The sequence below is a fragment of the Ruegeria denitrificans genome, from assembly GCF_001458295.1.
GTDB lineage: Bacteria > Pseudomonadota > Alphaproteobacteria > Rhodobacterales > Rhodobacteraceae > Ruegeria > Ruegeria denitrificans.
In genome coordinates this window covers 1-13292 of record NZ_CYUD01000024.1, presented here as the reverse complement: position 1 = coordinate 13292, position 13292 = coordinate 1, and the positions used below count along the sequence as shown (strand labels likewise).

Sequence of the window (13292 nt, the reverse complement as noted above, 5' to 3'; positions counted from 1 at the left end):
GGGTATTCCGATGGGTTTCCGCGTGGCGCTGTGTTTTTAATTATGTGTTATTTTCAGCGCTATAGACGCTTTAAAAATGTGCTTTTCAAAGAGGCCCTCTTGCCTTCTCTTCGAAATTATTTGATTTAGGGCGTCATGAACGCTGGAAGATCGCAAAACCTGAAGAAAGTTCTCGACTCGGTGCCCGCAGGATATCTCGTCGATGCCAACTGGCTCACCGCCCATGGCATAGCCTACGAAACCTTTCGTGACTATGTAAAACGGGGCTGGCTCGAACGCGTTCACCGCGGCGTTTTCCGCCGACCTGTTCCCAATCCGTCCGCATCAAACACCGTTGACTGGAAGGCCTGCCTGATCTCGATGCAACATATCATGGGCTATAATTTTCATGTCGGCGGCAAAACCGCTCTTTCACAACAGGGCTACGACCACTACCTGCGTTTGGGCAATAACGCACCCGTCTGGATCTATGGCTACAAAATACCCAACTGGCTCACGAAGCTGCCACTCAATGCACCTATAGAAACGCGCAATACATCGCTGTTCGCGGACCAGGCACTTGGTGTTACAAATGACGACATAAAATCTGAAAATTCCCTCCCGTGGGACTGGCAACTGCGCATGTCGACTCCCGAGCGGGCGGTCATGGAAGCCATTGACGAATTGCCGGACCATGAGAGTTTTCACAACCTCGACATGGTGTTCGAGGGCTTGACGACGCTACGACCTAAGTTGCTCTCGGCACTTTTGCTGAGCTGCAAGAAAATAAAGGTCAGGCGCCTCTTCTTCGTTTTTGCGGATCGTCACAATCACCCCTGGCGCAAACGACTTGATGCTGACGCCTTCAACCTCGGGACGGGGGATCGAGCATTGGTCAAAGGTGGCCGGATACATCCGCGATATCGCATCATGGTACCCGAAGAGTTCGTCACGACAGGGGCAGAAAATGGCGCGTAGGAATTATGAATCCCAGGTCGCCCTTCTCGTGCGTGTATTGCCTTACGTCGCGCAGGAAGAGATATTCGCGCTCAAGGGCGGGACAGCAATCAACCTATTCTATCGCGATCTACCGCGACTCTCGGTTGATATCGACCTGACATATCTGCCGATCAAAGAGCGTGAACAGAGCCTCGCCGAGATCAACGAAGCCATGGATCGTATCGCTAAGTCGATCGAAAAGGGCATCAACGGGGCCAAGGCTCAGAGAATAAAAGGAGGTGGAGGGGTTCTGTTGCGAAGTTTCAGTTGGAATAAGAGTACGCGCTGTAGCAGCAGGTTTAAGAGGCGAGTTCCGCGAACTGACGAAACGGACAGAGTCCGGGCGTGATTTGACCTTTGCGGATCATGTGCGCCACTTCGATTCCGTCCAATGTTGCTGCTGCTGATGCGAAGGCTTTGAACCCCAGCATCGGGCGGGTTCGTCTTTTTATGAAACGATGATCCTGCTCCACAATGTTGTTCAAGTATTTCCGCCTGACCATTTCAATTGGGATCGGGCAACCAAAGCCTTTCAACATCTTGTTTATGGCCTTGATGCCAGCCGTGTTAGCTCCGCTTTTGTCGATGACAATCTTTCTCGGGAGTCCGTTGACCTCCAGTGTCCGGGCAAAGAATTTGGTGGCGGCAGGTTTGTTTCGACGCTGTGAAAGCATGAAATCAAGCGTCTTACCGTGCTTGTCGACAGCTCGGTAGAGATATACCCACACCCCTTTCACCTTGATGTAGGTCTCGTCCATTCTCCAAGAACGGTCGCAAGACTTTTTGCGGCGACGCGCGGCCTCAGCAATCGCGCTGGAGTATCTTTTCACCCAGCGGTTCAGTGTAGTGTGGTCCACCGAAACACCGCGCTCACCCATGATTTCCTCCAGGTCACGGTATGAAACACCGTATCGAACGTAGAAAAAGACCGCGAACAGGATCACATCCTTCGGATATTGCGCACCCTTGAAAGAAATCATGAACTGACTTTCGGCTGAATTACACCGGCCGCTATTCACTCTCTGCGTTCTTGAGCGTCAATGGCAAAAAGTTTGCAACAGATCCCACCATGCGATCGTTCGGGGGCAGGCTCGTGGTGATTTCGCAAACACTGTCGCGCCTACAGGACATTTATGGGCACGAGGGTGTGCGGGCGATGCTGGCAAACGCTGGAACCCAGATGTTTGCCGCCTCAGAGGATTCCGAAGTACGCGAACATGTGTCCAGGTCCATCGGGGACAAAACGGTCATGAGCAAGTCGAAGTCTCGAGCACTCGGCAAGATGGAAATGGGCAGCATATCAGAGCGTGAAGAAGGCATTCGGCTGCTCCGGCCAGAGCACGTTGGTCGTCTGCCGGAAAACGAGGTTGTGCTGATCCGCGAAGGCAAGATGCCCGTGATTGCGAACAAGATTCGATATTTCGAAGATCCTTATTTCATGCAGTTCCTTGGTGGCGACACGCCAAAGATCAAAGGGACACACCTGGATCTTGCTGAAGAGCAGGCAGAGGACACGGCAAAGGCAGCGGCTGATGCGAAACCGGCGCCTGCCCCGGTGAAAGAGGTTTCGGAAAAAGATCAGGAACTTCGGGCAGCTTTTGATGCGCAGCGCGCCGTTGCAAAACGAAAAAGCCGGTCCGCAAAAGACATGGCGATGGAGAAAATGAGAGCCAAACGGCCTGAAAGTAGCGCCTCCGCTTGACGTGGGTGCTGTATTGCAAAATCCCAGAGGTTCGAGCACCGGAATCTCGAACAATCGAGCATACAATCTTATTGCGAATGCGCGCGCAACGCCCAAGCTGTTTGAACAAGCGGTCGTTCGTGTCGCGCGCGGCGAAGCAAACCGATGAGCCCAAAGCAGTCGATCGTCAGATCACGCGCTCTTGAGCCAATTGATGTAAATCAAAGACACATTCAATGAGTGGAATATAATTGGTCCTCCGGATTTTGCTTTTAGGGAGGGGAAGCGATGGGAATGTTGAAATGGGTTTCGAGGTACCTGGCTACACTTGCAGCGCTGATCGGTTTGGTTTCATGCGCGGGCGTTCAAGACACCACTGCAAATGCTTCGCTGCAAGGCGCGTCCAGCGGAGGCGGAGTTCTTTCTTCAGTCTCACCGCGCGCCCTAAATGTTCAACCGTTCACAATGGTACGAGGCGTCGGGGTACTGCCTGGCAGAATTGGCGAACGGACAACCGTTGGCAACGTTACTATGGGCCATGTTACGTTGAACCCTCCGCCCGAGGCATTGTTCACAGAGGCTATCAAGTCTGAGTTAGCGGCGGCCGGGCATAGCGTGACCGGCGGGCAGACTAGAGTAACTGGCGTCGTGGAACGATTTGCACTTAGCACGCCCGCAACTGCAACCTATTGGGATGTGACAATAGACGCCGCGCTTAAGGTGTCTGTGGGCGGCACGACACGCGCCTATTCGGATGTTTGTGTTTCTCGCACTTATGCTTGGCCTTCTGACAAAATGATTGCGGACTTGTCCGGTAAATGCGTCAGCGGGATCGCAAGGAAATTTTCCGGAGACAGGAGCATCGCCAATGCACTGTGACCGGAATCCTTCGAATTTGATCGCCTACTGTTCAAAAGCAATTTTGCTGTGTCTGATTGTGACGTTGTCAGCATGTGCCGCATCTCAGGTAGGAGTTCCTGCCGGCGCGAAAGCAAGATATCAATCGATCGCTGTGATCCCGCGGGTGAATGACAACCTGCTATCTGTACATCGGTCAAACATGGCAGAGCTTGAAGTTTCACAGTCTCGATTAGGGTGGGACGCCGCAGCCGGGACGGGCCAGATTTCCACTGAAATCCTTGGGCGTACCGGAGCTTCGGTTGTTGTCACGCGCGATAAAAATAGTGCTGTGGCCAGAGATGCCGACGCTTTGATCGTTTTGCAACAAACGCCTCTTGATCAGTATGGACAACAGTACACACCCGGACAGGATGTGTTGCTCAGCTCGGTTAGTATTGCAGCTGCGGCTGCTGCAGGAGGTATGGGCTACATCATAATCGATGACCCACGACGTTACAGTTCTCGCTCAATACTTGAGGTAAACGGTAGCGACGGAAGCGGACCCAATCACTGCGCTATTGGCATAACCCCTGTATTGTTGAACGCAAAAACGGGTGAATTGATCAAGCAAGGAAGATCGTTAATGGGCGTTGAAAAGTTACCATTCCAGCTTGCGGGAGGTACTTGGGGGCGGTTAACCCCTGCCGAAAAGTCGAATGTGCGTGCGTACTGTCAATCAGCTCTGAGGCGGGTCGTCTCGCAATCGTTCGTAGAACTCGAAATCGTCCAGTAACTTTGGACCAAGAGTGGCTGTGACCAATAACAAAATAAGGAAAGCAACATGAAAAGTACGCTCAGAATTGCATTCGGCGCTGTTGCACTTGCTTCTGTGGTAGCATGTGGTCCGCCGGACAGTGTGCTTTTAAATGATGGCTACGAAGTTGTTCGGACAGAGGGTTCGACGAGCTATTTGTTTAAGGCCTCAACCGGAGACTGCGTTGAAAGGACCGCGTACCAAGGAGGCGTTTCCTACAAACGGGTTCCTACGGAAGATTGCTGAACATTTCTGGGTCTCGCTTTGCGCGAGAGTGGAAAGCTGATCTGTGCAGAGGAATACGCCGTTGATGCCGCTCCAAGTAAAAGGGGGATCCAGAAATGAAGCTTTTTTCGTACTTGCTCGCCAGCTTGCTAATAGTTTTCGCATGCTTCGCTCAAGCAGACACTCGCAAAAAGATTTATTCCAGCGGTTCGTGGACGCTTTATGAAGCCGATGAGGTGGATGTAAGCTATCCGAGCGGATCGACACGAATACTGGACGAAATGTGTGTGGCGGAACTGGCTTCCAAAACTGCCAGTTTTCAGATCGTGATGATGTCGTCCCAAACAGCGAACGAACTGCGATCCAATCGAGGTTGCCCTTGGATTATGATCTCCTCTCCAAATTGGAGCTTCAGGAAACGCGAACGCCTTTTGTCCTTGATTGGTCCGTTCAATTTAACAATCCCCGCTGATTTTTCTGGCAGCAGGATTCAAACAGCAATCGGAGACCCGTCCGGTTGCTACGCGTTCCATGCTTTCATGGACATGGCCGGTGGCACAATTGATGTGCAAACCCACGAGGGCAAAGTATTGGCGAAATTCCCGGCGAATGGTCTTCCGGCGGTGGGGAAGCAATTATTGAGATGTGCCGGTGTCAAACGTTAACCAGAAGTGGAATTTGCAGATCCCGGACCTGAACGTTTGGAGAATGGCGTTTATGAAGGCTGTCCTGTAGCGCAATGACAATCTTCAGCGCGAATTTGAACATGTGGCTTTACGCCTTCGCCGTTTTGGGGGCCGCGCTCATTGGCATAACGCTCTTGCAATGGGGGCAACCGTTAATCTGTACGTGCGGATACGTTAAGTTCTGGGTCGGCTCAGTATTTTCCAGCGGCAATTCTCAGCATATCGCTGATTGGTATACTTTGTCTCACATTGTGCACGGGATGCTGATCGTGTTGCTTGGTAGGCTCTTCTTTCCCACCTGGAGCATTCAATCTTTGTTAGTGATCGCCGTTGTCACTGGAGTGGCATGGGAGATTATTGAACATACAGATTGGGTTTTGAACAAATTTCGGGCCGCGACTCTGTATCAAGGTTACTTTGGCGACAGTGTCTTGAACGCAGTATTTGATTATCTGTGGATGCTCGCTGGTTTTTTTCTGGCACATGCAATCCCTACGGCATTGATTGCCGTGGTCATTCTGTGTCTGGAACTCACGGCGGCAATTGTCGCTAGGGATTGCCTTACACTAACAACTCTTATGGTCATTTACCCATTGGATTCAGTGGAGCAATGGCAACAGGAACTAAACCCTATTACAATTCCGAAGTAGGTATAATTCCTGTCAATTTGCTGTCTTTTGATGTCCGGTTTGTCCGCTTCTTGCCTATTCAAACGTGGTGCAGCGAATGCCCGGAATGTCCAACGATAGGAGTCCGTCCCAATCGGAATAGACCCCACATTACTCCAACCCGGTGGTCTCGCTGTTCCCGGCAACACATTCACCAGCGCGAACAATAATCTATAATGTCTTCCGTCGTTAAAGGCCGTGGCCATCCTCTTTACGGACGTGGGTTGCCTGTTCGCGGGTATGGGCAATCTCTTGGACCACGGCTGCAATCTTGTTGGATGAAACTTGGTGCAGCTCACCGACTACGGCCTCGGCGCGCTCGTAGCTGTCCGGAACACCTTGGCTGTTAAGATGTGCGGCAGCGGTGGAAATATCCGCGTCTCGCCAAGTCGCCGTGGTGCCGACTGAAACGCTGTCATGATCGTTGTAGCGGGCCAGGAACTTGTTTCCGTCGAGGCAGAAGCTGTTGGCGGTCGCCACAATGTCATCACGCACAGCCAGCCATTTTTCGGCCTCCGTCGGGTCCAGGTTGTCCAATTCGGCTGCATTCATGGATGTGGTGTAACTGTCGTCAGCAGCAGTGTATGCCTGCAGGTCGGTGTCGTATGGGCGTAGCTCGGCAACATCGCCCTTCAGCTCTCCGATCTGCACGTCCATTGCAGCACGCAGATGCGGATCTTCGACCTCCCGTGCAAGAGCCTCCATATTCTCGATGGAGTTCACAATGTCCTTGGTCTGCTGTTCGTAGTTCTCAAAACCAGTGTGCCCTAGAGCTGATTGCATGTATTGCACATAGCGATCACCGGGCGACTGGTAGTCGTCGGAATCCTGAAAACCTTTGTCGACAATACCGACGGAGCTCGGCTCAATAAGGCACTGAATAGTCCGGAGTACGGTCTCTACATGGTCGCGCAAAAGATCGATCTGTGCTTGGAGAACGTGAATGGTGTGATCGAGTCTATCAGCGTGCCAGAGCAAAACGAAGTCGAGATGTTTTTCTGGCTGAAAATGATCAACTGCTTCGATGGCAGCAATAGCACCTTTCGCTATTTGCAACAGGCCAACATCCAGGTGACCAGCGACCCATTCTATGAGGGAACAGATAAAATCTATGCCGGGTGGACGAACATAGAGCAGGATATCATCGTCAACAAAGTAACTGTGCGGGCGATGGCTGACGCCATGGGCTGGACGATATCAAAAGACTGAGTTCGTCGAATGCTGGAAGCACTTCTGCCACTGCTAATCTTTACGCTCGTCATCTTGGTCATCTGGCTGATTTTCTCCGTCGTAGGCGATATGGCTAGAGCCCGCGGTCACAGTCCATGGCCTTGGTGGATCATTTCATTGTGTTGGTCGCCATTCGGATCGATGCTTGTACTCTGGATTTTTTTTGATGTCGTAGACGAGGGCCAAGTTTGGGGTCGAGTCCGGCTCAGTGCAGAATAGGGCGTTAAGGATTTTTCGGCGACAGCGCGTCATCAAGCGTCTCAAGACCTCTAAAACAATGCCTGAAACGCCCAATGAGACATTGAAAGAGACCCGACAGGGGAACCGTCTCAGTTTCTACACTCTTTGAGACATGATCACCAAAGCGGGGCTGTTGCATACCGGGGCGAAATGACACTCCAAGCCTTTTTTGTGCAGCCGTTCATAGGTCACGCCGCGAAAGAGGAAAAAGAGCCCACAGGAGACGATCAGATTCTTCGCTGCGTGCGCTCGCGGCACGGTTAATGCTGCAACTGCTAAAAATTCGGTGTCGCAACGCGGCGTGAAGACCGGCCATTCATAGAAAACGCAGCGATCATAAAGGGTCGAAATCACCGGTCGCGGACGAAGCACCATTTTGCTGCATTTGCACCGATGGTCGCTTTCAGATGTACCATCGGTAGCAATGCACTTGCTGGAGAAGCCGAGCGGACTACAGTCGCAATGTCCAACCACTACCTTTGTGCACGAGGCTCTCAATATGCACGCGAACGCGCTAAGGAGCGGCTTCGCGCAAAAACGCAATGAGCCCGATCCGCTCTTCCCGTGTCATTTCCGGTGCGCGAAGCATCTCTGATCCCGGTACAACCCCTGTCGGATCAGACAGGAATGCATTGAGCGCTTCTACGTCCCAAACACCGTCCAGTTGGCTCATAGCGCTGGAATATGTGTAGTCTTCCCTTCCGGCTCGCGCCGCGCCGAAAACGCCGACCAAAGTCGGACCAACATGCGGACCTGTCGCGGGTTTGCCTTCCTCGGTCTCATGACAGGTATTGCAACCGTGCAGCGCCCGTTGCCCGGCTTTGATATTGGCGTTTTCAAGTTCAATCAGTGTGATCGGCTCAGGCAAATTCGGGGTCGCGCCGTTGTCGCGCAGAAATTCAACCATTTCCAGCTTGCCGGACATAGCTGCGGCGTGAATGGCCGGACGCCCCTTGTTGTTCCGGAAATTCACGTCCGCTCCATACGCAATCAAGAGCTTCGCAGCTTCGAAGGCCGCTCGGGCGGCCGCTTCATGTATCGGCGATTGATCGAAATCACCTGCCTTTAAGTCTGGGTTAGCACCATTTTCAAGCAAAAGCTCAACAATGACAGCGTTGTTGGCACGCGCTGCCGCGTGAATTGGGCTACCGAAAGTGAAGCTGATATTGGGGTTCGCACCATGATCCAGCAGTAACTCGACCACCTTCGGATGTCCGCGTTGTGCGGCAAAGAATAATGGGCGATTGAGAGTGTCAGGCCCATCTATGCCAGCTTCAAGTACCTCCATCACCACTGCAATATTACCGTCAGTGGCGGCATCGACCAACTCCGGGTTCGCTTGAGCAGAAGGGCCGATAGCAAACAGCCCAAGAAAACATCCCGCAAAGGTCACATTCTTGAACATTGATTTTTTCCTTGCAGCGATGCCCACCGGCCTATTCTGAAAGGGCTGATCTGGAGATTCGTTCAGCCGCTTGCAGCTGTGAACACACCCTCGATCCTAGTCGATAAGCCGCCGTTCGTCAAAAAAGCACGCGTCGTACAGGAAGGGCTCGAAGCTGCCGAATGCCCTTGCGGCAAAGTCCACGGTTTTGCGAGACCGGAACCGGCCATCTGCCAGTCTATCCAACGCTCTGATCTCGCCGCATACTTTGCGGCACGCTGCCGTTTGCTTCTGAAGAGCCGAGGTTGGCCCCGGTAGCGGCGAAATCTGATTGCGAGCCCAAAGTGACCGATGTTGCGTTCGGCACAAATGTCAGCACTGCGCAGTAAAGCGGACTCTGCAAAGTCTTGGGTACAGATCGTAATAGAAGTCTATTTTCTCAGAACTCTGGGCCTAAGCATCGATGGCTGGGGATTAGAAGCGCGAACGACGGATTCAGCTTCAAGGTTCAAATCCAACTCAGCGGATCGCCCAGAGACTGTTGAGTCTTCCCCGAGTTCAGAGCGGAGTGAACAGATAGAATGATGCGGCGTGACGCCAATTTATTTCCTACCAGCCCGGAGCGGGCAGGGATTGGCTCAAGGCAGTTCCAGGAAGGGTCAAGATAGACGCAGAAAACAAATGGCTGAACAGAGTTCTGGACTGTGACATTGATGATCTTCGCCGAGGTTGGGTGTGGGTGAGCTAGTAGTTAAAACGCAAACCTAAGCCGGCACCTTTGTCGTAAGGGCGGTCAGAACCTATTCCGATCAGAAAGTCAGCATAAATCGCTATTCCCGGACTGAGGTTCTTGCCAATCTGGAGCTCAGCGGTCGCTGGCCAAGCATCGTTTTCCCAGTCATATGGTGCCTTGATATCAGCCTTGGCCCAATACCCGTCGCCAAACGGTTGCAGCGCAATCAACCGCATCGCGGTCTGACTGATGTCGGTCGGGCCATTGTACGAAGCAAAATGCTGGAGCAAGGGGATCAGCGTCAGCCCTGATCTTGTGTTTGCAAAGGCGAACCCGCCAAAAGGCGCAATTTGATCGGACCCGGTTCCAATCCCTTTTTCCGGGTCGCCAAGGTCCAGTATCCACTCCAGACCAATGGCCGACTTGATGGCCCATGTGTCGTTGAGCGGTCTCTGAGAGGGAAAATAGATCGCTTTGAGGCTCACTTTCTCGAAGTCAGTGAACCGCGTTCCGGTCACATCCGTTGAGTTGTAGTGCAACTCATATTTCAGTTTCAGATCAGGCCGCAGCATGTATGCGCCTTCTATAAAGGCGTCCTGCTTGTCGGCACCGTTGCCCAAATCAAAATACTGATACCGGATGTCCGTGTTATTGACTGCGGCCAAAGGGTTTGAAGCGTTTTCATCGGCAATTGCTGGGGTCGCGACAATGCCAGTTGCCAATACAAGTACAAGCGCTTGGAATTTCATATTGTTTCCAGAAACTTTGTTGTGGATGCCAAGCCCCACATCAAGCACATCATTTTCTGATGCGGGGCTTGCAGTACTTTTAACCTTTTAGTCGGGCTGAATGTCCCGCTTGGCTACAAAGGCATCCACCGCTGCGACGGTTTCAGGACGAAGGTTCACGATACCTTCATAGGGACGTCCGGTCGCGGCCGGTTGATCGGGGTACATTTCCTTGAATTTCAGGTGGCGGGCAATAATGCGGTTAAACTCATGTCCAGCCCACGCGCCGATCTCTGTCGATACGCTCTGTTCTTCGCGGGGGTCGCGGAACAGGTTGTAGAACTTGGCCACGATAGCATTTTCACCTTTGGCCGGAACCTTGAGTTTGATGTGTTCCTTTACCACCTCTTTCAGTGAGTTGATCGAGTAGATCAGTACATGATCCCGGCGCCCATGCGTATCGCCAATGAACATCAGGGACGCCTGATCGACACCGTCAATGATCCGGTCGCGGGGGATGGCATCCATCGCTCCACCGATACGCGCAATTGACGTGAACAAATCAGAGATATGAATAATGTCAGATACAATCGAGTCTCCCTCGATCAAGCCGGGCAGGCGGGCAAACGCGTCCACCCGAACGCCTCCTTCAGACGTATCGGCCTTGCCGCCGCGGAAGACCAGCGGCGAAAACCCACTGCCGGGGGCATATTTGGTGAAGTGACCGTTGTCGCCCATCAAAACGATCAGGGTATTGTCCCTGAGCCCCAGCGTATCGACTTCGTTCAGAATGACCCCGATCCATTCATCCAGCTCTTCCATGCTTTCAACGAATGTACCGCCGTTGGGTGTCGTGAACGCCTCTTTCGTCGTGCGCGTTGTCGACAGAGGGACAAGCGGCCAGTATTGCAGGAAGAACGGTTCATCCTGTTCTGCTAGCAGGCGCAACTGTTCCATCGCCTGTGCCTGATAGCGGATGTTCATTTCATTATATTTGTCCTGGGTCCATTTCTCACCCGGTTCCATATGGACTTCGCGGACCTCCCCGCCAATAACAGCTTCAAGGCCGGTAATCATGTGTCCCGGATCAGGGCGAAACCAATCATCCAGCGTGTATTTGGAGTTGTAGTTGTCTTCCCCAATGGCCATGGTGATTTCTTCCTTGGCTGCATCTTCGTTGAAGATGGCCAACTGGCCCTGCTGATGGATGGGGAACGCGGCGTAGTCAAAGCCCTGATAAGTAGGCCAGGATTCCTGAATGTCGCCCATGTGCCATTTGCCAACATGCGAAGTGTTGTAGCCTACGGATTTCAGAACTTCGGCAATTGTGACTTCTTCATCGGCAAGGCCAAAACCCGAAATATCGACGGCGGTATCGCCCATCCCGTTGCGATACGGCTGGCGACCCGTCATGAAGGCGACCCGCGACGGTGTGCAGGACGGCTCGGTGTACATGCGCGCAAACCGCATGCTTTCCTCCGCGAGCGCGTTGATATTGGGCGTCGAATACCCGCGTATCGCGTTCATCTCGGGCATACCCATGTCGCCAAAACCCATATCGTCAATAAGGATGTAGAAGATGTTTGGAGGGTTCCCTCCGTTTTTCTCACGAAAATCGGCCAGCAGTTGGTCAACCTGTGCGTCGTTCTCGACCCAAACGGCTTCGTTTTGCTGCTTCAGCACATAGTATTCCGCATCATGCACGATATTGCTGTCCTGAGCTGCCGCCGTGATAGCGGAGCCGGCAAAGACCAGCGCGGAGAGGAACAGTTTTGATTTCATGAGATACCCCTGTTTCATGATTTACTTGTTTTCAGACCCTCAAGGATCAGATGATGGCAAAAGGTTGAAAGGGAGAGTTCGCTGTCTTCAGCCTGTGAGCGCAACAACTCTTTTTCGCTTTTGGTTAGCAGCGTTACGACGCGTTCGGTGCGCGCAGTATCGTCAGGCAACGATGGGCGTCCGAACCTCTTCCCCCTCGATTTGTCTGCTTTGTCTTGCAATTGTCCAAGCCTACATATTCGAATAACATTTCATGAAAACTACCTGCGGGGCGGAATGGACGACATCAAAAAACGATCAGCCCCCAAAAAAACCTGCGCCCCAAACACACTTTTTTTGCAGGACCCTTCGCAATTCCGCGAGCTGTCCCAATGGGATGTCGAGCTACGCCAAATTGAAGAGGGAACTATGAACTCTTCGGTATCCGTTTGGGCAGGTCTTGACCTTCAAATGATTGATTTGTCGTTTGACAAGGCTGTGTACCAAACCGGTGTTTCTCGCCCTGACATTCTAGCGTTTGGCTTACCAGACAAAGGGAGTATACGGACTTGGCTTAACGGCTCCCCCTCAGACACCGCTCTGATGAATTTTGGTAGCGGAGACCCTTTTGAAGGCGTGAGCAATTCAACGCTCACAGGCCTGACCTTTGGCATCGACATCCGAAGGGCTCAACGGATCGCCGACGATTGCGGTCTTGATATCAGCACCGTGCGAAATGACGCTTTGAGATCTTTCGTTAGCGACGCTGGCAAGCTTCATTCCTTAGTCAAAAACAAAGTGCGCTTTCTAATTGGATCAGCGGCCGGACCAAGCTCTGATAGTGAAGAGAGTGATATGATCTTAGAGCTTCTGGAAATGCTGGTGGTAGGCGAAAAATGGGCTGATCGGCGAAACAGTAAAAACAGAACCCGTTTAGCACAACAAGCCGTTGAGTTCATGCGGGCCCATTTGATGGATAACGTTTCAATCGGTGAAGTATGTGCAGATATTCAGGTATCCGCATGCACTCTTCGTCGCGCGTTTCAGGAAACATATGGGGTGAGCCCCAAGCAGTTTTATCTAAGAGCCCGTCTCGGTGCTGTGCGCCATGAACTGGTATCCTGCTCGCCAGAGGAGAGTATATCGGACATCGCAAACGCCTACGGATTTTGGCACATGGGTCAGTTCGCGCGAGACTACAGAGCACTCTTTGGACAACTGCCGACACAAACGTTGTCAGGCAAAATGAACTGAAACAGAGCTTGGCAACGGCGTTGTTGCACGGATCGCCCATGCGCTGATATCGAGGCGGTCCGTTCCTTTC

At 52.4% G+C, this 13292-nt stretch carries 12 protein-coding genes and 1 pseudogene; 8 read left to right on the top strand and 5 right to left on the bottom strand.

Annotation, left to right across the window (positions count from 1 at the left end):
- Window positions 1-135: 135 nt before the first annotated feature.
- Window positions 136-957, top strand: a complete 822-nt coding sequence (locus tag RUE5091_RS21730) for a type IV toxin-antitoxin system AbiEi family antitoxin (RefSeq protein WP_058284044.1) — start codon at window positions 136-138, stop codon at window positions 955-957.
- Window positions 947-1225: pseudogene (locus RUE5091_RS22810) on the top strand (nucleotidyl transferase AbiEii/AbiGii toxin family protein); the annotation flags it as partial. The gene RUE5091_RS21730 and the pseudogene RUE5091_RS22810, both read left to right, overlap by 11 nt.
- A gap of 52 nt (window positions 1226-1277) precedes the next feature.
- Here RUE5091_RS22810 and RUE5091_RS21725 read toward each other — a convergent pair.
- Entirely contained in the window at window positions 1278-1958 is a 681-nt protein-coding gene (locus tag RUE5091_RS21725; RefSeq protein ID WP_058284043.1) for an IS6 family transposase, read from the bottom strand.
- Window positions 1959-2047: 89 nt separating this feature from the next.
- Here RUE5091_RS21725 and RUE5091_RS21720 point away from each other — a divergent pair, with 89 nt between their 5' ends.
- From RUE5091_RS21720 to RUE5091_RS21700, 4 genes are all read left to right on the top strand, one after another.
- Window positions 2048-2680: a type IV secretory system conjugative DNA transfer family protein gene (locus RUE5091_RS21720; RefSeq protein ID WP_058284042.1), complete on the top strand. Its 633-nt coding sequence runs from the start codon at window positions 2048-2050 to the stop codon at window positions 2678-2680.
- 847 nt (window positions 2681-3527) lie between these two features.
- Window positions 3528-4292 carry a hypothetical protein gene (locus RUE5091_RS21710; protein ID WP_131726363.1) on the top strand — a complete coding sequence of 255 codons (765 nt, stop codon included), beginning with the start codon at window positions 3528-3530 and terminating at the stop codon, window positions 4290-4292.
- A gap of 362 nt (window positions 4293-4654) precedes the next feature.
- On the top strand, window positions 4655-5203 hold the full coding sequence (locus RUE5091_RS21705; RefSeq protein WP_058284039.1) for a hypothetical protein: 549 nt from the start codon (window positions 4655-4657) through the stop codon (window positions 5201-5203).
- Between the two features lie 74 nt (window positions 5204-5277).
- Entirely contained in the window at window positions 5278-5874 is a 597-nt protein-coding gene (locus RUE5091_RS21700; protein WP_082643778.1) for a DUF2585 family protein, read from the top strand.
- 207 nt (window positions 5875-6081) lie between these two features.
- Here the strand turns inward: RUE5091_RS21700 and RUE5091_RS21695 are convergent, their stop codons facing one another.
- On the bottom strand, window positions 6082-6675 hold the full coding sequence (locus tag RUE5091_RS21695) for a hypothetical protein (RefSeq protein WP_131726362.1): 594 nt from the start codon (window positions 6673-6675) through the stop codon (window positions 6082-6084).
- A 3-nt stretch (window positions 6676-6678) separates the two neighbouring features.
- Between RUE5091_RS21695 and RUE5091_RS21690 the strand changes: the two genes are divergently transcribed.
- Window positions 6679-7101 (top strand): hypothetical protein, encoded by a 423-nt coding sequence (locus RUE5091_RS21690; RefSeq protein WP_058284036.1) that lies wholly within the window; start codon window positions 6679-6681, stop codon window positions 7099-7101.
- 775 nt (window positions 7102-7876) lie between these two features.
- Here RUE5091_RS21690 and RUE5091_RS21675 read toward each other — a convergent pair.
- The 3 genes from RUE5091_RS21675 to RUE5091_RS21665 all read right to left on the bottom strand — a co-directional run bounded on the left by RUE5091_RS21675 (window position 7877) and on the right by RUE5091_RS21665 (window position 11989).
- Entirely contained in the window at window positions 7877-8767 is an 891-nt protein-coding gene (locus RUE5091_RS21675; RefSeq protein ID WP_058284033.1) for an ankyrin repeat domain-containing protein, read from the bottom strand.
- Between the two features lie 723 nt (window positions 8768-9490).
- Window positions 9491-10228 (bottom strand): hypothetical protein, encoded by a 738-nt coding sequence (locus RUE5091_RS21670; RefSeq protein WP_058284032.1) that lies wholly within the window; start codon window positions 10226-10228, stop codon window positions 9491-9493.
- 87 nt (window positions 10229-10315) lie between these two features.
- Window positions 10316-11989: a sulfatase-like hydrolase/transferase gene (locus RUE5091_RS21665; protein ID WP_058284057.1), complete on the bottom strand. Its 1674-nt coding sequence runs from the start codon at window positions 11987-11989 to the stop codon at window positions 10316-10318.
- Between the two features lie 276 nt (window positions 11990-12265).
- Between RUE5091_RS21665 and RUE5091_RS21655 the strand changes: the two genes are divergently transcribed.
- A complete protein-coding gene (locus RUE5091_RS21655; protein ID WP_058284030.1) occupies window positions 12266-13222 on the top strand; it encodes a helix-turn-helix domain-containing protein in 957 nt (318 codons plus the stop codon).
- The last annotated feature ends 70 nt before the right edge of the window (window positions 13223-13292 follow it).